The sequence below is a fragment of the Sphingopyxis sp. genome, from assembly GCF_035998965.1.
Lineage (GTDB): Bacteria > Pseudomonadota > Alphaproteobacteria > Sphingomonadales > Sphingomonadaceae > Sphingopyxis.
Map to the genome: position 1 here is coordinate 16,120 of NZ_DASYHE010000093.1, position 18,358 is coordinate 34,477.

At 63.8% G+C, this 18,358-nt stretch carries 19 protein-coding genes, 1 tRNA gene and 1 other RNA gene; 13 read left to right on the forward strand and 8 right to left on the reverse strand.

Features of this window, described 5'->3' with window-relative positions; translation table 11 throughout:
- Window positions 1–37: 37 nt before the first annotated feature.
- The 3 genes from ffs to VGN68_RS16325 all read right to left on the reverse strand — a co-directional run bounded on the left by ffs (window position 38) and on the right by VGN68_RS16325 (window position 1,702).
- Window positions 38–135: signal recognition particle sRNA small type (ffs, locus tag VGN68_RS16315), an RNA gene on the reverse strand.
- Window positions 136–275: 140 nt separating this feature from the next.
- Complete coding sequence (locus VGN68_RS16320) at window positions 276–614, reverse strand: 2Fe-2S iron-sulfur cluster-binding protein (RefSeq protein WP_414713051.1); 339 nt, start codon at window positions 612–614, stop codon at window positions 276–278.
- Window positions 611–1,702: a cysteine desulfurase family protein gene (locus VGN68_RS16325; protein ID WP_327478180.1), complete on the reverse strand. Its 1,092-nt coding sequence runs from the start codon at window positions 1,700–1,702 to the stop codon at window positions 611–613. The genes VGN68_RS16320 and VGN68_RS16325 overlap by 4 nt, the downstream gene beginning before the upstream one ends.
- Before the next feature lie 277 nt (window positions 1,703–1,979).
- On the opposite strand from VGN68_RS16325, the gene VGN68_RS16330 reads away from it, so the two are divergent.
- Window positions 1,980–2,636, forward strand: coding sequence for an alpha/beta hydrolase (locus tag VGN68_RS16330; RefSeq protein ID WP_088441609.1), 657 nt, complete (start codon window positions 1,980–1,982; stop codon window positions 2,634–2,636).
- Window positions 2,637–2,777: 141 nt separating this feature from the next.
- Here the strand turns inward: VGN68_RS16330 and VGN68_RS16335 are convergent, their stop codons facing one another.
- Entirely contained in the window at window positions 2,778–2,942 is a 165-nt protein-coding gene (locus VGN68_RS16335; RefSeq protein ID WP_327478041.1) for a hypothetical protein, read from the reverse strand.
- A gap of 113 nt (window positions 2,943–3,055) precedes the next feature.
- Between VGN68_RS16335 and rpiB the strand changes: the two genes are divergently transcribed.
- From rpiB to VGN68_RS16360, 5 genes are all read left to right on the forward strand, one after another.
- Window positions 3,056–3,508, forward strand: coding sequence for a ribose 5-phosphate isomerase B (rpiB, locus tag VGN68_RS16340; RefSeq protein WP_327478043.1), 453 nt, complete (start codon window positions 3,056–3,058; stop codon window positions 3,506–3,508).
- Complete coding sequence (gene glyA / locus VGN68_RS16345) at window positions 3,505–4,812, forward strand: serine hydroxymethyltransferase (protein WP_327478045.1); 1,308 nt, start codon at window positions 3,505–3,507, stop codon at window positions 4,810–4,812. The genes rpiB and glyA overlap by 4 nt, the downstream gene beginning before the upstream one ends.
- Before the next feature lie 4 nt (window positions 4,813–4,816).
- Complete coding sequence (locus VGN68_RS16350) at window positions 4,817–5,035, forward strand: hypothetical protein (protein ID WP_088441606.1); 219 nt, start codon at window positions 4,817–4,819, stop codon at window positions 5,033–5,035.
- 3 nt (window positions 5,036–5,038) lie between these two features.
- Window positions 5,039–5,503, forward strand: coding sequence for a transcriptional regulator NrdR (gene nrdR / locus VGN68_RS16355; protein WP_327478049.1), 465 nt, complete (start codon window positions 5,039–5,041; stop codon window positions 5,501–5,503).
- Between the two features lie 101 nt (window positions 5,504–5,604).
- Window positions 5,605–6,738, forward strand: a complete 1,134-nt coding sequence (locus VGN68_RS16360) for a TrmH family RNA methyltransferase (protein ID WP_327478182.1) — start codon at window positions 5,605–5,607, stop codon at window positions 6,736–6,738.
- Window positions 6,739–6,754: 16 nt separating this feature from the next.
- Here VGN68_RS16360 and VGN68_RS16365 read toward each other — a convergent pair whose 3' ends face one another.
- A complete protein-coding gene (locus VGN68_RS16365; RefSeq protein WP_327478051.1) occupies window positions 6,755–7,069 on the reverse strand; it encodes a chorismate mutase in 315 nt (104 codons plus the stop codon).
- Between the two features lie 212 nt (window positions 7,070–7,281).
- On the opposite strand from VGN68_RS16365, the gene rpsD reads away from it, so the two are divergent.
- The 4 genes from rpsD (at window position 7,282) to aguB (ending at window position 11,675) form a co-directional block, all read left to right on the forward strand.
- Complete coding sequence (rpsD, locus tag VGN68_RS16370; RefSeq protein WP_327478053.1) at window positions 7,282–7,893, forward strand: 30S ribosomal protein S4; 612 nt, start codon at window positions 7,282–7,284, stop codon at window positions 7,891–7,893.
- 118 nt (window positions 7,894–8,011) lie between these two features.
- A complete protein-coding gene (locus VGN68_RS16375; RefSeq protein ID WP_327478055.1) occupies window positions 8,012–9,700 on the forward strand; it encodes a M28 family metallopeptidase in 1,689 nt (562 codons plus the stop codon).
- 132 nt (window positions 9,701–9,832) lie between these two features.
- Window positions 9,833–10,816 (forward strand): agmatine deiminase family protein, encoded by a 984-nt coding sequence (locus tag VGN68_RS16380; RefSeq protein WP_327478057.1) that lies wholly within the window; start codon window positions 9,833–9,835, stop codon window positions 10,814–10,816.
- A 7-nt stretch (window positions 10,817–10,823) separates the two neighbouring features.
- On the forward strand, window positions 10,824–11,675 hold the full coding sequence (gene aguB, locus VGN68_RS16385) for an N-carbamoylputrescine amidase (protein WP_327478059.1): 852 nt from the start codon (window positions 10,824–10,826) through the stop codon (window positions 11,673–11,675).
- A gap of 14 nt (window positions 11,676–11,689) precedes the next feature.
- Here aguB and VGN68_RS16390 read toward each other — a convergent pair whose 3' ends face one another.
- Complete coding sequence (locus tag VGN68_RS16390; protein WP_327478061.1) at window positions 11,690–12,304, reverse strand: PilZ domain-containing protein; 615 nt, start codon at window positions 12,302–12,304, stop codon at window positions 11,690–11,692.
- Window positions 12,305–12,648: 344 nt separating this feature from the next.
- A tRNA-Leu gene (locus VGN68_RS16395) sits at window positions 12,649–12,733 on the reverse strand.
- Between the two features lie 119 nt (window positions 12,734–12,852).
- Here VGN68_RS16395 and VGN68_RS16400 point away from each other — a divergent pair.
- Window positions 12,853–13,944, forward strand: a complete 1,092-nt coding sequence (locus VGN68_RS16400) for an AI-2E family transporter (RefSeq protein ID WP_327478063.1) — start codon at window positions 12,853–12,855, stop codon at window positions 13,942–13,944.
- A 121-nt stretch (window positions 13,945–14,065) separates the two neighbouring features.
- On the opposite strand, the gene VGN68_RS16405 is transcribed toward VGN68_RS16400, so the two are convergent.
- Window positions 14,066–15,520, reverse strand: coding sequence for a coniferyl aldehyde dehydrogenase (locus VGN68_RS16405; RefSeq protein WP_327478065.1), 1,455 nt, complete (start codon window positions 15,518–15,520; stop codon window positions 14,066–14,068).
- A gap of 251 nt (window positions 15,521–15,771) precedes the next feature.
- Between VGN68_RS16405 and VGN68_RS16410 the strand changes: the two genes are divergently transcribed.
- Together VGN68_RS16410 and VGN68_RS16415 are read left to right on the forward strand one after the other, a co-directional pair.
- On the forward strand, window positions 15,772–16,602 hold the full coding sequence (locus tag VGN68_RS16410; RefSeq protein ID WP_327478067.1) for a 23S rRNA (adenine(2030)-N(6))-methyltransferase RlmJ: 831 nt from the start codon (window positions 15,772–15,774) through the stop codon (window positions 16,600–16,602).
- A 310-nt stretch (window positions 16,603–16,912) separates the two neighbouring features.
- Complete coding sequence (locus tag VGN68_RS16415) at window positions 16,913–18,100, forward strand: acetyl-CoA C-acyltransferase (RefSeq protein WP_327478069.1); 1,188 nt, start codon at window positions 16,913–16,915, stop codon at window positions 18,098–18,100.
- The last annotated feature ends 258 nt before the right edge of the window (window positions 18,101–18,358 follow it).

Here is an 18,358-nt window from a genome sequence, read left to right on the forward strand (position 1 = left end):
TCTTAGGGACGGCGCGCGATCTTGTCGAAGGGGGAAATGGGGTGGGAGCCGGAACGACCCGCGGCGAATTCGTTGCGGCTGCTTCCTTCCGGACCTGACCGGGTTGGCGAAGACCACGTCCGCCCGACTCCCGCGGCGCATATGGCGGGGGATGGGGTGAAATGCAAGGTGTGTTGCCCCCTCCAATCGTCATCCCGGCGAAGGCCGGGATCTCGCCGGTGCGTCAGCCCGCGAGCTCGAGATCCCGGCCTTCGCCGGGATGACGAGGGTTGGGTTCAGCGCGGCCCCTGCATATTGCGGCTTTCGCCCGGGATGGATACGGTCAGCCCGTCCATCGCGTCGGTCAGCAAGATCTGGCACGCAAGACGGCTCGTCCGACGTACCCCGGCGGCAAGGTCGAGCATATCCTCTTCCATCTCGGTAGCGGGCGGCAGGCGGTCGAAATCCTCTTTGGCGACAATGACATGGCAGGTCGAACAGGCCATCTGGCCCTCGCACGTCCCCTCCAGCGGCATCATATGCGCCTGCGCGACGTCGAGCAGGATGCTGCCGGGTTCGGCTTCGGCGTCGGTGCGCCCCTTGCCATCGGCGTGAATGAAGGTGACGCGCATCAATTGACCCCCTGCAATCGCGCGGCGTCCTTGATCGCGATCAGTCCGTCGCGCAGTTCCTGTTCGCTGGTGTAGCGGCCCCAGCCCAGGCGGATCGACGCGCGCGCGTCGGCTTCGTTCACCCCCATCGCGCGCAGCACGTGGCTGACCTTGCCCGACCCGCTGCCGCACGCGCTGCCGAGCGAGAACGCAACATTGCGCGCGTCGGACATCAGGCGCAGGCCGTTCACGCCCTCGCGCCGGATGTTGAGATTGCCGTGGTAGCGCGCGTCGACGGCGCCATTGATCGTCCATTCGGGCAGCATGTCGCGCGCCAGCGACCATAGCCGTTCGACATGCGCCGCATCTTCGTCGAGCCGCTCGGCCGCGAGTGCCGCGGCGGCCCCGAACCCGGCGCACAGCGCGGGCGATACGGTGCCCGAGCGCATCCCCTGCTCCTGCGCACCACCGAACATCAGCGGCGGCAGGTCGATGCCGTCCTTGATCCACAGCGCGCCGATGCCTTTCGGGCCGTGAATCTTGTGCGCAGATATGGCGATCAAGTCAGCGCCTTCCGGCATCTCCACACGACCGAAGCCTTGCACCGCGTCGCAGAGCAGCAGGCTGTTCTTCGCATGCGCCGCGGCGGCATATTCGGCGACCGGCTGGATGGTCCCCACCTCGTTGTTCACCAGCATCGCCGCTACGATCCCATTTTCGGGGATCAGTGCGGGGTCAGGCGGCAGCGCGACGCCTTCACTATCGACGGGCAGGACGATTGCGTGCAGCCGTTCCAGACATTGTAGCGACGCCGCATGTTCGATGCTGAGGCCTGCGACGCCGCCGGGCATGACTTCGGCGCCGCGCAGCAGCGCCCAGTTAAGCGCCTCGGTCGCGCCCGAGGTGAAGAATACGCGCCCGCCTTTCGGCAGCAGCGCCGCAACCTGATCACGCGCCACCTCGACCGCCGCCGCCGCGGCGCGGCCGCCCTTATGGGTGCTCGACGGGTTGGCAAAGCCATCGCCCTCGCCCGGCCCTTCCAGCCAGCGCAGCATCGCCGCGCGCGCCTCGGGGGCGAGCGGGGTCGTGGCTTGGTAGTCGAGGTAAATCATGCGCGGCATCTGCCCCTAAATCCCGTTCGTGTCGAGCGATCCATAGTTGTCGCCCCTGCGAAGGCGGGGGCCGCTAGATGCCTATGCAGCGAGGCCGTGTGCCAACGAAGGCGGCCCCCGCCTTCGCGGGGGCGACGGCATCCCTCACGCCCTTATTGCGACTGATTCGCAAAAGTTGCAACTTGCAACGCACTTTCTGTATAGGCGCCACCTTCGCTCCGCCACCCTGCCACTCCGGCGATTCGGCGGTCAGCTGCAAAAGATAAGAGGTGCTCCCATGCCCGACGTGATTTTCCCCGGCCCCGAGGGCCGTATAGAAGGCCGTTTCTCGCCCCCGCCGCGCCCCCGCGCGCCCGTTGCGATGATCCTGCACCCGCATCCGCAGGGCGGCGGCACGATGAACGATCGCATCACGCAGGCGATGTACAAAAGCTTCGTCGCGCGCGGTTTTGCCGTGCTGCGCTTCAACTTTCGCGGCGTCGGCCGCAGTCAGGGGACGTTCGACAACGGGATCGGCGAGCTGAGCGATGCCGCATCGGCGCTCGATTGGGTCCAGTCGATCCATCCCGAGGCGCAGACGACGTGGATCGCGGGCTTCAGCTTTGGCGCGTGGATCGGTATGCAATTGCTGATGCGCCGCCCCGAAATCCGCGGCTTCCTGTCGGTTGCGCCGCCGGCGAACATGTACGACTTCAGCTTCCTCGCCCCCTGCCCTTCTTCGGGGATCATCGTCGCGGGCGGGCAGGACGAGATCGTGCCGCCGTCTGCGGTGCAAAAGCTGGTCGACAAGCTGCGCACGCAAAAGGGCATCACCATCCATCACGACGAAATCCCGCGCGCCAATCACTTCTTCGAGCATGAGCTCGACCAGCTGATGAAGTCGCTCGATAATTATCTGGATATGCGGTTGGCGCCGGATTCACCGATTCGGTGATTCAAATATCCTCCCTGTGGCGAAGCCATGGGGAGGTGGCAGCCCGCAGGGCTGACGGAGGGGCCATGGCGCACCGTCGTCGCCCCTCCACCATCGCCCGCGGCGACGGTCCCCCTCCCCATCGCTTCGCGACAGGGAGGATTATTTCACTGGCACCAGCCACACCGCCACATTGGCGAACATCACCAGCGCCGCGACCAGCATCAGCAGCGCGCGGCGCTTGTCGCCCATACGAAAGACATAGGCAGCACCGCCGGTCAGGACGACCCCGGTGAGCATCAGCACGGATATGACGGTATCGGACATGGCGCAGCTTTATCGGCCGCGTCACAAATTTGCCACCTCGCTTATGGCCAAATCGGGCGGCGTCGCCTAAAGCGCCGACATCGATTCCCTTGACCCCAGCGGGAGCCGCGCCGATGCGCATTGCCATTGCCTCTGACCATGCCGCTTATGAGCTGAAAGCCCAGCTCGCGGATTGGCTGCGCGCCGAAGGCCATGACGTCGAGGATCTCGGCACCAACGGCCCCGACAGCGTCGATTACCCCGATTTTGGCTATGCGCTTGGCCAAGCGATGGCCGAGGGCCGCGCTGACCGCGGTGTAGCGCTGTGCGGATCGGGGATCGGCATCTCGATTTCGGTCAACCGCAACCCGGCGGCGCGCTGCGCGCTGGTGTCCGAGCCGCTGTCGGCCAAGCTGTCGCGCGAGCATAATGACGCCAATGTCATCGCGATGGGCGCGCGCCTGACCGGCATCGACATGGCCAAGGCGTGCCTGGCCGCGTTCCTGAACACCGAATTCGCCGGCGATCGCCACGCGCGCCGCGTCGACAAACTTTCAAACCCGCCGCAACTGGAGACCAGCCGATGACGACCAACACGCTCGACAAGCCCATCAAATCGGCCGGCTATTTCACCGACGGCGTCGGCACCGTCGATCCCGCGGTCGCGGCGGCGATGAAGCATGAGCTGGAACGCGAACGCTATCAGATCGAACTGATCGCCAGCGAGAATATCGTCTCGAAGGCAGTGCTCGAAGCGCAGGGGTCGGTCTTCACCAACAAATATGCCGAAGGCTATCCGGGCCGCCGTTACTATCAGGGCTGCGCGCCGTCGGACGAGGTCGAGACGCTGGCGATCGACCGCGCCAAGCAGCTCTTCGATTGCGGCTATGCCAATGTCCAGCCGCATTCGGGCGCGCAGGCAAACGGCGCGGTGATGCTGGCGCTGACCAAGCCCGGGGCGACGATCCTCGGCATGAGCCTCGACGCCGGCGGGCACCTGACCCACGGCGCCCCGCCCGCGATGTCGGGCAAATGGTTCAATGCGGTTCAGTACGGGGTGCGCGCCGACGATCATCTGGTCGATTTCGACCAGGTCGAGGCGCTGGCCAAGGAACATCGCCCTGCTCTGATCATCGCGGGCGGTTCGGCCTATCCGCGCATACTCGACTTTGCGCGATTCCGGGCGATTGCCGATGACGTCGGCGCGCTGCTGATGGTCGACATGGCGCATTTCGCCGGGCTGGTCGCAGGGGGTGTCCATCCTTCGCCGCTGCCGCACGCGCATGTCGTGACCACGACGACGCACAAGACGCTGCGCGGTCCCCGCGGCGGCATGATCCTGACCAATGACGAAGCGATCGCCAAGCGGATCAATTCGGCGGTCTTCCCCGGGCTGCAGGGCGGCCCGCTGATGCACGTCATCGCCGCCAAGGCAGTGGCGTTCGGCGAAGCGCTGCGTCCCGATTTCAAGGATTATGCCAAGGCCACTGTCGCCAACGCGCAAGCGCTGGCTGGCCGCCTCAAGGCACGCGGCGCCGATGTGGTCGCGGGCGGCACCGACACCCACCTTGCGCTGATCGACCTGCGCCCGCTCGGCGTCACCGGCCGCGACGCCGATGAGGCGCTTGAGCGCAGCGCGATCACCTGCAACAAGAATGGCATCCCCTTCGATCCGCTGCCGCCGGTCAAGACCAGCGGCATCCGCGTCGGATCGCCCGCGGGCACCACGCGCGGCTTCGGCATCGCCGAGTTCGAGGAAATCGGCGATATGGTTGCCGACGTGCTCGAAGCATTGCGCGACAAGGGCGAGCATGGCGACGCCGATGTCGAAGCCAATGTGCGTGGCCGCGTCCGCGCGCTGTGCGAACGCTTCCCGATCTATCAGGGCTGACCCGATGGCACGCCAACATCCCGAAGAACCAACCCTCGCTGAAGTCACGATCGAAGAGGTCAAGGCGATGGGCAAGCAGGGTCTGGCGCATCCCTCGACCAAGCCGGTGCTCACCGGCGGCGCGATTGGCGCTGTTGCCGGACTCGTCCTGCCGGTGGTCAGCTGGCCCGTCGGGCTGCTCGCGGGCGCCGCAATCGCGCTTTACTCGCGGGTGAAACGCTAACCGATGCGTTGCCCCTATTGCGGCCATGAAGACAGCCAGGTGAAGGACAGCCGTCCCACCGAGGACGGCGCCGCCATTCGCCGCCGCCGTCAATGCGAAGATTGCGGCGCGCGCTTTACGACGTTTGAGCGCATTCAGCTGCGCGAAGTGTCGGTGCTCAAGGCCGGGGGCGGGCGCGAGCCCTTCGACCGCGAAAAACTGATGCGGAGCATCCAGATCGCCTGCCGCAAGCGCCCGATCGACGGCGCCCGCATCGAACGGCTGGTGTCGGGCATCCAGCGCCAGCTCGAGACATCGGGCGAAAATGAAGTGCCGGCGGCGCAGATCGGCGCGATGGTGATGGAAGCGCTCAAGGGCTTCGACAGCGTCGCCTATATCCGCTTCGCCAGCGTCTATCGCGAGTTCACCGAAGCCAAGGATTTTGAGGAATTTGCCTCGTCGGTGACCGAGGCGGCGCACAAAAGCTAAATACATCTTCTCCTTCTCCGTTTCCCCGAGGGAAGACGAGGGACTATTTCGAGCGCAGCGAGAAACGCGAAAGCAGGCAGCCCATGACGTTTTGGACCTATATGCTGCGCTGCCGGGATGGCAGCTACTACATCGGGCACACAGACCATCTCGAGCATCGGGTAGGGCAGCATCAGGCCGGAGAAATTCCAGGCTATACTGCGACGAGACGGCCCGTAGAAGTGGTCTGGAGTGCCGAGTTTTCGACCCGGGTCGAAGCCCTGGAAGCTGAACGGCAGATCAAAGGTTGGTCTCGCGCAAAAAAGGAAGCACTGATCCGCGGCGACTGGCCCGCGATCCGTCGGCTCGCAAGCCGTGCGAATATCCTTCGAGACGAGGCAGAGCCTTCGCCAAGCTCAGTCTCTGCCTCTCCTCAGGACAAACGGACACTAACAAACCCCGTTCGTCCTGAGGAGCGACTGAGCCCCGGCGAAGGCGCGTCTCGAAGGACCACCACCCCACCCCCCGTCATCGTCCTCGTCCGTCCGCAGCTGGGTGAAAATATCGGCAAAGCGGCGCGGGCGATGCTCAATTTCGGGCTGACTGAGCTGCGCCTCGTGGCCCCGCGCGATGGCTGGCCCAATCCCGATGCGGGACCGGCGGCGGCGGGCGCCGACATCGTGCTCGCCGAAGCACAGGTGTTCGCCAGTCTCGCTGACGCGGTTGCCGATTGCACCACCATCTATGCTACCACCGTGCGCAAACGCGGCGTGATGAAACCGGTGCTCACCCCCGAAGCCGCAGCGCGCGCAGTGCACGCCGATGCCGGGCGTTCGGCCTATATTTTTGGAGCCGAACGATCCGGCCTCGAAACCGACGATGTCGCGCTTGCCCACGCTATCGTGACCGTTCCGATCAACCCGGCGTTTGCATCGCTGAACCTGGCGCAGGCAGTGATCCTGCTCGCCTATGAATGGTCGAAGCACGTTCCGACCGGGGCAGAGGGGAGCGTGGCGCTAGCTAGTCCTCCGACCGTCACACTCAACCCCGTCGCGCCGCATGGCGAGCTGGAAGAACTGATCCAGCATCTGGTCCGCGATCTCGACGCCAGCGGTTATTTCAATCCGCCCGAACGAACTGAGGCGACGCTACGCACATTGCGCACCGCGCTGACCAAGACCGGCTGGTCGCATAATGATATCAGGATGATGCATGGCATCATAACCAGTCTCGGCAGAAAGCCGCGAGCGCGATAGGCCGTGCTTCCCGCGGTCAACGACCGGCGCGGATGCGATCCCATTCGGTGGCTTCATGGGCGATCGATTGTTCGACCAACTCATTCCACACCGCGCGCAGCCGGGCAGGGTCCAACCCGGCGGCTGCCGCTTCGCGCGCCACATTGTCCAGCACCTGCGCCTTGCGCGCCTCGTCGCGGACGGTGGCGCGATCGGTTTTGATCCGTGCCGCCGCGTTCATATAGCCAAAGCGACGGACGAGCAGCGCCACAAGTTCGCGGTCAACCTGATCGACTCCGGCACGGACATCGATCATCGTTTCGCAGGCTTCGGGAGATTTGGCAGCGGTCATGCGCGCTGCCTTTAGCGGTTTTTCCGATGCTGTCGAGGCACGCGTCCGAACAGGGCCGCAACGCTTGACTTTGCCCCGTCCCCCGTCTAACCGCGCGCCTTCGCAATGGACCCCGCACCCCGGTGAAGCGGCGGTCGCATATGGCTCTTGCCCATATGGTGCGACCCGGGAACCGCCGAAATTGTTCGGCACACAGCATATTGGAGACGACAATGTCGAAGCGCCAGAGCGCCAAGTATAAACTCGACCGCCGGATGGGTGAAAACATCTGGGGTCGCCCGAAGAGCCCGGTCAACCGCCGCGAATATGGCCCCGGCCAGCACGGCCAGCGCCGCAAGGGCAAGGTGTCGGACTTCGGCATCCAGCTCCGCGCGAAGCAGAAGCTGAAGGGCTATTACGGCGACATCACCGAAAAGCAGTTCAAGAAGAACTATTTCGAAGCGTCGCGGATGAAGGGCGACACCGGCCAGAACCTGATCGGCCTGCTCGAACGCCGCCTCGACGCGGTGGTCTATCGCTCGAAGTTCACCCCGACGATCTTCGCGGCGCGCCAGCTGGTCAGCCACGGTCACGTCTATGTGAACGGCGTGAAGTGCAACGTCGCCAGCCGCCTGGTCAAGCCGGGCGACGAAATCACCCTTGGCAAAAAGGCTCAGGAAATGGCGCTGGTCGCCGAGGCGCAGAGCCTCCCCGAGCGGGACCTGCCCGAATATCTGGCGATCGACGGCACCAAGGCCACGTATGTCCGCGTCCCGACGCTCGACGAAGTGCCCTATCCGGTGAAGATGGAACCCAATCTGGTCGTCGAATTCTATTCGCGCTGATCGATTTTCAAGCAGCAACGATATCATCAAGGGCGGTCCATGCGGGCCGCCCTTCTTGCATGCGGGCACCCACGCTGGCACACAGTGCGCATCACCAACGACAATTCGAGGAAACCCCATGATCCGTTCCCCCAGGGTTCTCGCCGCCGCGGCCGCGCTTTTCGCGGTCGCCGCCTGCAATGCGAGCGATACCGCGAGCACGAATGTGGCAGACGCCATCCCCGACGTCGCCATCCCCGAAATCTCGCTCAAGACAATGCAGGACGTCGTCGGCGCGCTGGCGTCGGACGAATTCGAGGGGCGGGCGCCGGGGACGCCGGGCGAGGAAAAGACCGTTGCGCTGCTGATCGAGCGTTTCCAGGCGGCGGGGCTGGAGCCGGGCAACAAGGGCAGCTGGACGCAGGACGTGCCGCTGGTCGAGATCACCGCCGAAAATGTGTCGCCGCTGACCTTTACCGGCGGCGGGGCACCGATGTCGCTCGCCTATGGCAGCGAATTTGTCGCGGGCAGCTATCGGGTGCAGCCGAAAATCGCGGTGAAGGACAGCGACGTCGTCTTCGTCGGCTACGGCATCAACGCCCCCGAAAAAGGCTGGAATGATTATGCCGGGCTCGACGTCAAGGGCAAAACGGTGGTCATCCTCGTCAACGACCCGGACTGGCAAGTCGCCGATGCCAAGGGCGAGTTCAATGGCCGGGCGATGACCTATTACGGCCGCTGGACGTATAAATTCGAGGAAGCGGCGCGCCAGGGCGCGGCGGCGGCACTCATCGTCCACGACACCGAACCCGCCGCTTATGGCTGGAACGTCGTCCAGTCGAGCTGGACCGGCACGCAATATCTGGCCGCGAGCGCGAATAACGGCTCCGACCAGACGGCGGCCAACGGCTGGATCCAGCTCGACAAGGCGAAGGCGCTGTTTGCCGGCGCCGGCCGGGATTTCGACGCGCTGCGCGAAGCGGCGAAGAAAAAGGGCTTCAAGGCGGTCCCGCTCACCGGGGTGAAGGCATCGCTGAACTTCGACAACAAGATCGCGCGCAAAATGTCCAGGAACGTCATCGGCGTCCTGCCGGGCACCAAGCGGCCCGACGAATATGTCCTCTATACCGCCCACTGGGACCATCTGGGGAAATGCGAACCGGTGAACGGCGACGGCATCTGCAACGGCGCGATCGACAATGCGACCGGGACCGCAGCGCTCGTCGCCCTCGCGGAAGCGCAAAAAAAGGCCGGCGCGCCCGACCGCAGCCTGGTGTTTCTGGCGGTAACCGCCGAGGAATCGGGGCTGCTCGGTTCCAAATACTATGCCGAAAATCCGGTGTTCCCGCTCGCGCAGACGGTCGGCGGCGTCAATATGGACGCCTTGTCGGGCTCCGGTCCAGCCAAAGACATCATCGTGATCGGCCGCGGCAAGTCGCAGCTCGATGCCTATCTGGAAAAGGCCGTCGCGCAGGAGAAGCGCGTGGTCGTCAACGAACCGACGCCGGAGAAAGGCTTCTATTATCGCTCCGATCATTTCAGCCTCGCCAAGCTCGGCGTGCCGATGATCTATTTCGACGGCGGCGAGGATCTGGTCGACGGCGGCTCCGACGCTGGCAAGGCGTGGGCTGAGGCTTATACCAAAGACCGTTACCACGCACCGTCGGACGATATGTCGGCGATCACCAGCTGGGATGGTATGATGGCCGACCTTCGCCTCTATTATGCGGTGGGCCGGATGCTGGCGATGACCGACGCTTGGCCGAACTGGAACGACGGCGACGAATTCCGCGCCGCCCGCGACAAGTCGCGCGGCGCGGTGAAGTAACGGCGAGCCTAACCTTTCCGTTTGTGCTGAGCTAGTCGAAGCACCGTTCTTCTTCTGCATTGGAAGAAAGTACTGCCCTTCGACAGGCTCAGGGCGAACGGGATTTGAAGCAAAATTGGAACGAGACGTCAGATGACCCTACGTATGCCCGCCGAATGGGCGCCGCACGAAGCGGTGTGGATCGGTTTCCCGCACTTGGCCGACGAATGGGCGGGACAGATCGACGCGGCGCGGCGCGACGTCGCCGCCTTTGCCAACGCCGTCCATGACGGCGGGCGCGGCGAGACGGTGCATCTGCTCGTGCGTGATCATGCCAACGCCGATGTTGCCGAGACGCTCGTCGATGAGGGTGTGCAGCTATTCGTCGCTCCCTTCGGCGATATCTGGCTGCGCGACACAGGGCCCATCATCGTCGGCACCGGCACCACGCGCGAGGCGCGCAATTTCGACTTCAACTGGTGGGGCAACAAGTTCGTGATGCCCGGCGACCGGGAAATCGGAGCGATCCTCGCCGCGCACGCGGACCTGCCGACGCAGCATCTTGATTGGGTAGTCGAAGGCGGCGGCATCGACGTCGATGGCACCGGGCTATGCGTCACCACCGAGGAATGTCTGCTCAACCCCAACCGCAACCCCACGCTGACGCGCGAGGACATCGCGGTACGGCTGCACCAGTCGCTCGGCATCGACCGGCTGCTGTGGCTCGGCAATGGGCTCGTCGGCGACCATACCGACGGCCATGTCGACAATCTCGCGCGTTTTGTTGGCGAAGGGCGACTGGCGCTGCCCGTTGCGGCCGGTCATGACGACCCCAATGCGCACATCTATGCCGACGCGCGCGCGCGCACTGCGGACTTTGGCGGGGTCGAAATCGTCGACCTGCCCTCGCCCGGACGGGTCGAGATCGACGGCGAAATCGCGGCGGCGAGCTATATGAACTTCTACATCGGCAACAGCGTCGTGGTCGTGCCCACTTATGGCGTTCCGAACGATCAGGCGGCGGTTGACGCCCTCGCCGCCCTCTTCCCCGATCGGCGCGCCGTCGGCGTCCCTGCGCGCGGCATCATCGCGGGTGGCGGCAGTTTCCATTGTTCCAGCCAGCAGCTTCCGGCATAGCGCCGCCATGACCCGCACCATCACCGTCGCCGCGTTGCAGCTTCCCCTGCCCGGCCCCGTCCAGCCCAACATCGACGCCGTCACCGCGCTTGTCGAGGAAGCAGCAGCACAAGGGGCGCAGGTCATCCTGCCGCCCGAATTGTTCGAAGGCCCCTACTTCTGTCAGGTCGAGGATGAAGCACTATTCGCATCGGCGCGTCCGACCGCTGAACATCCCAGCGTCATCGCAATGCAGACGCTCGCCGCGAAACTGAAGGTCGCGATCCCGACCAGCTTTTTCGAGCGCGAGGGGCACCATTATTACAATACGCTCGCGATGATCGGCCCCGACGGCGCGATCATGGGGACATACCGCAAAAGCCACATCCCCGACGGCCCCGGCTATGAAGAGAAATATTATTTCCGTCCGGGCAACAGCGGCTTCAAGGTCTGGGATGTGTTCGGCGCGCGGATCGGCGTCGGGGTGTGCTGGGACCAATGGTATCCCGAATGTGCGCGCGCGATGGCGCTGATGGGCGCCGAATTGCTTTTCTATCCGACCGCGATCGGCAGCGAGCCATATGACGCCGACCTCGACACCAGCCGCATGTGGCGCCGCGCAATGCAGGGACATGCCGTGTCAAACTGTATGCCGGTAATCGCCGCCAACCGCATCGGGACCGAGGGCGACGCCAATTTCTATGGCCACAGTTTCATCAGCGACGAATGGGGCGATCTGACCCACGAGTTTGGCGCCAGCGAAACCGGCGTGCTGATCGCAACGATCGACCTCGACCGCGCGGCGAAGCACCGTGCAGGGATGGGGTTTTTCCGCGACCGCCGACCACAGCTTTACGGACGGTTGGTCGAGGACATCTGACGCCGCGAAGGCTCTCAGCTTTCGAAGCGGCGGATGCTTTCCAGGTCGGCGCGATCCAGCGGCTGGGTCAGCCACAGCCCGCCGCGACCGGCGCGCGACCAGCGCACGATGGCACGGCGCTTGATCCCACCGGGAAGGATCAGATCCAGCTCCTTGCCGACCTCGAAATGGCCGTCGTGCAGGAAACCCGCGCCATGTTGCGACAGGTCGACCAGCTCGATGTTGCCCGTCCCTTCATCGGTCACCGCCTGAGCGCGACTGTGCACCGGCAGGCGCGGCTGGCGATAGCCAGTGGCGCGCTGTTCGGCGGCCAATTGTTTGAGCACATCGGCGACATCGACTTCCTGGTCGAAAGCCACGCCGCAACGCCCGTCCTCTGACCAGACAACCTTGCCGCGCAGGGTGACCGTATCGGACAGCGCGATTTCGAGCTGTTCGCCAATGCTGATCGGTACATCGGCGGCGAGCATCATTCCACGGTCGGATATATTGCGCACCCGCCACAACCCGGCGTCGCCATTGCGAATGATTTTTGCGATGCGCCAGACGGTACGATAACGATCCGCACCGCGGCGATCACCGGCATTGGCGGAAAATTCATGCTCGTCGCTCGGGCGTGGTTGGTTCATGGCATCCACCTTATCGGAGCAGAGTCAAAGAGAGTCGGCAAATCGCGATAAAAGCTGCAAAACACACAAACTAGTCTTGGTTCTTCTATCATGTTTTTCATTATTTTTCAATGCCCGTGCCAATAGTCGTCAGGAAAGTTCAGTTAACGCCATCCAAACCTTGACCAACTTGACCGCTAACCATGAATAAATTTTGTAGTTTGCATATTTTAACGGTGCCAAAGCGGCGACATTAAGCACCAAAATGGTAGCACCGACGCGTCAGCAGCACCCGATTGCCGACGCGTCTCGAATGCGCCGCGTCCTGCGCAGCGCATCATCCGTCGAAATGTCGAAAAAGCCGATGGTGCCCCTGGCCGGACTCGAACCAGCACTCCTTGCGGAACCGCATTTTGAGTGCGGCGCGTCTACCAATTTCACCACAGGGGCCCGTGGACGGCGGTCTGGCCGGAACTGATTCCCGCCGGACGACCGATGCGGAGGAGCCGTTGCCACAGAAAGGTGGTTTTAGTCTAGTGGATAAGCAGCATCGTGCCTAATAGGGCGATATGACCGAACCGACCAAGGCGCCCCCTGCCCCGACCGCACGCGCCACGCCCGCGGCCCCGGCCACGTTCAGCCCGGGCAAAATCGCACTGGCGGCAGTGGTCGTCATCGCGATCATCGGCGTCGCGTGGCTGGCGGTCACCCTGACCCGCTTTTTCATGCTCGTGTTCGCGGCGATCGTGCTGGGCGCAATTTTCGACGCGATCGCCAGCTGGCTGGTTCGCCGGACCAAGATGAAACGCGGCTTCGCGCTCGCCGGTTCGGTCGTCGGCATCATCGCCATTTTTACCGGCGCGTTCGTGCTGTTCGGATCGCAGCTCGCCAGCGAGGTCGATACGATCCGCGAGCAGGTGCCGCGCGCACTGCAAGGGGTCGAGGCGTTCCTCGATCGCTACGGGCTTGGTACCCGCGTTCGCGAACTTGCCGAAGTCGGCGGCAACGACATCTCGCAGCTGGTTTCGCAAGCGGGCGGCTATGCCCTCGCAGCGGGCAGCGGCATCGCCGATTTTGTGCTGGTGCTGGTCGCGGCAATTTTTCTCGCCAGCGATCCTGCCACCTATCGCCGCGGGTTGCTCCTGCTGATGCCCGCCAAGGCCGAGAAGACCGCAGAATTGGCGCTCGACGATGCTGCACGCGGGCTGAAGGGCTGGATGGTCGGCCAAGCGGTGTCGTCGCTGGTCGTCGCCGCGCTGACCTGGGCGGGTCTCGCGTTGCTCGGCGTTCCCGCGGCGGGCGGGCTGGGGCTGATCGCTGGCCTGCTCGACGTGATCCCGATGATCGGCCCGATCATCGCCGGCATCCCCGCGGTGCTGCTCGCCTTTACCGTGTCACCCGCCACCGCGCTGTGGACGCTGGTGCTGTTCCTGGTGATCCAGCAGTTGCAGGGAAATTTCCTGCAACCGATGATCCAGAAACAGGCGGTCGACGTCCCACCCGCGGTGCTGCTGTTCGCGGTCGTCGCGGCCGGGGTGCTGTTCGGCTTCCTCGGCGTTCTGCTCGCGGCGCCGCTGACGGTCGTGGTCTATGTGCTGGTGCAGCGGGTGTATGTGAAGACGTTGCTGGGCAAGGACATCAAGATCGCGGGGCAGGGCTAATCAACACAAAATCCGTTTGCCCCGAGCTTGTCGAAGGGCCGCCCTTGTCTTCAGCGCCGCAGAGAGAAGAACGGCCCTTCGAAAAGCTCAGGGCGAACGGGTCAAGGGCTTTCGCTGGCCCCTACTTCTTCAATTCCTTCGCCAACGTCTTCGCCGTCGCCTTGCCATAAGGCGGCTTGAACCCGGCCAGTCCGGCGACATCCAGCTTCGGCTGGCGATATACTGCCCGCGCATGACTAAACGTGCGGAACCCGTCGACGCCGTGATAATTGCCCATCCCCGACGGCCCGACCCCGCCAAACGGCAGATCCTCCATCGCATTGTGGAACAACACGTCGTTCACCGTCACCCCGCCGGAGATCGTCCGCGACAGCACGCGATCCTCCTCGCTCTTGTCCTGCCCGAAATAGTAAAGACCAAGCGGGCGGTCGTTCGCGTTCACATAGTCGATCGCATCGTCGATATTCTTGTAGGTTTTGACCGGCAGGATGGGTCCGAAGATTTCCTCCTGCATCACCTTCATGTCGTCGGTTGGGTTGCGCACGATGTGCAGCGGCATCTTGTGGCCGTTCGAACTCGCGAAATCCTCATTGCCCGGATTGACCTCAATGACCTCGGCGCCCTTTTCGCGCGCGTCGGTCAGATAAGATTGCAGCCGGTCGTAATTACGCGTGTTGACCACTGACGTGTAATCGTCGTTGGCGAGGAGCGTCGGATAGAGCGCGGTCGCGCCCTTGGTGACGCTGTCGATCACCTCGCCTTCCTGATCCTCGGCCACCAGCAAATAATCGGGGGCGAGACAGATTTGCCCCGCGTTCATCATCTTCCCCAGCGCAACGCGCTGCCCGACCAGATCCTTGTTCGCGCTGCGCCCGATAAAGGTCGGCGACTTGCCGCCCAGCTCCAGCGTCACCGGCACCAGATTGTCTGCCGCGGCGCGCATGATATGCCGCCCGACGCTGGTCGCCCCGGTAAAGATCATATGATCGAAAGCGAGTTTCGAGAACGCGACCCCGACATCGGCATCGCCAGTAAACACCGCCATCTCGGTCTCGTCGAAATAGTCTGGCACCAGCCGCGCGATCAGCGCCGAAACATTTTCGGTGAACTCGCTCGGCTTGATCATCGCGCGGTTGCCCGCGGCAAGAATGCCAGCCATCGGCACGAAGACCATGCCGACCGGGAAATTCCACGGCGCGACGACGCCGACGACACCCTTGGGTTGATACACCACCTCGGCCTTCGCGCCGAGCAGCCCGAGCGGAAATGTCGGCTTGCGCTTCTCCCCCTTCGCCCAGCCCGCCATATGCTTTTTGGCATGCTTCAGCGCGCTGACCGAGGGCATGATGTCGGTCATCAGCGTCTGCTCGCGGCTGCGATGCCCGAAATCTTCGCTCACCGCTTTGGCAAATTCCTCGGCATGATCGACCAGCAGCGCGATCGCGCGGTCGATCCGATCGGTACGAACGCTCAGGCTCTCCGGCATCGCCGCGGTAAAGCTGGCCTTTTGCGCGGCGAGCACCTCGTGCATGCGTGCGGTTTCGCCGGCGATATCCTTCTTGATGGCGGTGGCCATGACCCGTCTCCCTGTTTGGATTTGCGACAGTTCACCATGGCGCGCGGTTCGTTGCAAGTTGAAACCCGCACCCGCGATATCGCCGCCTCGGGTGATGATCGCCAGCGCCGTCGTTAGGGTCCGCACAGAATGTTTTGAAGGTTTCTCTCCGACTCTATACGGGCATCGGATTGGTTGCTTCCCTCGCCTCGCGCTCGGTTTGTTCGCCCAGCCGTTCGTACAAAGGCAGATCACCAGGATTTTGAACAACAATGAATTACCGCCATAGCTTTCACGCTGGCAATAGCGCCGATGTCGTAAAGCACGGCCTGCTGATCGCGCTCGTGCAGGCGTTGCAGCAAAAACCGGGCGCGCTGACGCTGATCGACACCCATGCCGGCTCAGGGCTGTATGACCTTGGCGGCGAGGACGCGATGCGCACTGGCGAGGCGACGCAGGGCGTGCTGCGGGCGTTTACCGACTCGAACCCCTTGCTGGACGATTATCGCGCTGCCGTACAGGCGGTGAATGCCGGGGCCGAGCCGCGCCTCTACCCCGGCTCGCCGCAGGTTCTGGCGCAGCTTCTGCGTCCGCAGGATGTCCTGATCCTCAACGAAAAGCATCCCGATGACGCCTACGCCCTGCGCGGCGCCATGCGCGGCACAACCGCCGCCGTGCATCAGCGCGACGCCTACGAACTTTGGCTGGCGCTGCTGCCGACGCGCACCCCGCGCGGCGTGGTGGTGGTCGATCCACCCTATGAGCAGACCGATGAACGCGCCCGTATCGCCGCCACCCTTGCCGCCGCGCACCGCAAATGGGCGCATGGCGTCACGGTGATCTGGTATCCGCTGAAGGACCGCGAGACGCATATGCGTTGGAAACAGCAGTTGCGGCAACTCGGTATCCCGAAGTTTCTGGTCGTCGAGCATTGGCTGTACGACCGCGATCAGCCCGACATCTATAACGGCGCGGGGTTATTCATCGTCAATCCGCCTTATGCCTTCATACAGGCGTTGCCACCGCTGCTCGAAGCCATGCGGGTCGCACTGGCGCCAGAGGGGCATCGGGGACAGATGAGCTGCAATTGGCTGGACGGTTGAAATACTGCCGTTGCTCTCGACACTCTCCGTTAAAGCCCTCGACGAAAAACCGCTTTCCTAATATATTTCGCTATGTTTCAATATGGCAGAAGAATGACGACACGCCCGCTCAGTCACGCGATATAATCGCGGGCAGCAAGGCCGCTGGGCTCGTTGTTGGGCTGAACTTTACTGAACTTTGAACCCGTACCGCACGGGTGGGGCGCCCCTCGTCCCGACAAAAGCGGCGCGGTACATCACCCCCTTTCGCAGTTGCAGCATTTCCGCTAATCGGGCCGCCGATCCTGTTTCCCTTACGGAGTCTTGTTCCATGACCGCCACCGATCCCGTCGTCTTCCTGTCCTATGCCCGCACCCCGATGGGTAGCATGCAGGGCAGCCTGTCGGACGCGAGCGCGACCGATCTGGGCGCGACGGCAGTCAAGGCCGCGGTTGAGCGCGCGGGTGTGTCCGGTGACGACATCGAGCGAATCTATATGGGCTGCGTGCTGCCCGCCGGGCTCGGCCAGGCACCCGCGCGGCAGGCCGCGATCAAGGCGGGCTTGCCCAAGTCGGTGCAGGCGACCACCGTCAACAAGGTATGCGGTTCGGGGATGCAGACCGTGATCATGGGCGCCGAAGCACTCGCCGCGGGGAGCGTCGACCTCATCGTCGCGGGCGGCATGGAATCGATGACCAACGCGCCCTATCTGCTCAAAAAGCATCGCGGCGGTGCGCGCATCGGCCACGACACCGCTTATGACCATATGTTCCTCGACGGGCTGGAAGACGCTTATGAGGCGGGCCGCGCGATGGGGACTTTTGCGCAGGATACTGCCGACGCCTATCAGCTCAGCCGCCAGGCGCAGGACGATTATACGCTGGCCTCGCTAAGCCGCGCCAAGGCGGCGATCACCGACGGCGCCTTTGCCAACGAGATCGCGCCCGTCACCATTTCTGGTCGCAAGGGCGACGTGATCGTCGATACCGACGAAGCCCCGGGCAAGGCGATGCCCGACAAGATCCCGACACTGAAGCCGGCCTTTGCCAAGGACGGCACGATCACTGCCGCGACCAGCAGCTCGATTTCGGACGGCGCTGCCGCAGTGGTGCTGACCCGCCAGTCGGTCGCCGATGCCAAGGGCGCCAAGCCCGTCGCGCGCCTCGTCGCCCACGCCGCGCACGCGCAGGAACCCAAGGACTTCACCATCGCCCCGGTCGGCGCGATCAACAAGGTGCTGGCCAAAGCCGGCTGGACCATCGCCGACGTTGATCTGTTCGAAGTAAACGAAGCCTTTGCCTGTGTGGCCATGTTCGCGATGCACGACCTCGGCATTCCGCACGACAAGATCAACGTCCACGGCGGCGCAACCGCGCTCGGCCACCCGATCGGCGCCAGCGGCACCCGCATCATTACGACGCTGATCGCGGCGCTCCAGCGTCATGGCAAGACGCGCGGTATCGCCAGCCTGTGCATTGGTGGTGGCGAAGCCACGGCGGTCGCGGTCGAGCTGGTTTAACGCGGTCAGCTGTTCTGTGCCCCTGCGAAAGCAGGGGCCCATCTCCGGTCCTTCCGGTTTCGAACGGCGGCCGTTTTCGGGAGAGTGGGTCGGGTGATAGGCTCCTGAATTCACACGGACGCAAGCCCCGCAGGTAGAGTTCCATCTACATGCCGCACTGTCTCATCAATCCACCGCATCACGGCGACAAATTGCGACACTAATGTCCTGAAAATAAACGCGCCGTTCCGGAACAATTCAAATCGACTCGCGTAAACC